Raw genomic sequence first — 307 nt, 5'->3', positions numbered from 1 at the left:
GGCTTCAACATGAGCCTATTCATTGGCAACCTGGCGTTTGCCGGATCAGCTCACTTGATTGATGAAGTCAAAGTTGGGGTCTTGATCGGTTCGATCCTGGCTGCGTTTGGCGGCATCATAGTTCTTAGCCGTAGCAGTGTTCTCGCAGATACCGCAATAGCCAAATAGCCTCGATTGGATTGACCACGGTATTTCTGAACAGGCAGAAAAGCCGTTTATCTGCTGGGCTTCTGAGTCAGAGCCACAACCTTTCCGCTGGAGACCGCTTTTAACTCAGCCATTTCGAAAAGGAGGCGCTGGTTTACAG

Annotated in this window: 1 protein-coding gene; it reads left to right on the top strand. The window is 50.2% G+C overall.

The annotated features are described in order from the left end of the window. The first annotated feature begins 9 nt into the window (after positions 1 to 9). On the top strand, positions 10 to 168 hold the full coding sequence (locus tag KMS84_RS44365; protein WP_256921527.1) for a Na+/H+ antiporter NhaA: 159 nt from the start codon (positions 10 to 12) through the stop codon (positions 166 to 168). Positions 169 to 307 lie beyond the last annotated feature (139 nt).

This window comes from Streptomyces hilarionis (assembly GCF_024539675.1).
In the GTDB taxonomy this organism is placed as follows: domain Bacteria; phylum Actinomycetota; class Actinomycetes; order Streptomycetales; family Streptomycetaceae; genus Streptomyces; species Streptomyces hilarionis.
The sequence above is the reverse complement of the archived record's forward strand: the minus strand, read 5'-3'. Positions and strand labels throughout refer to the sequence as shown.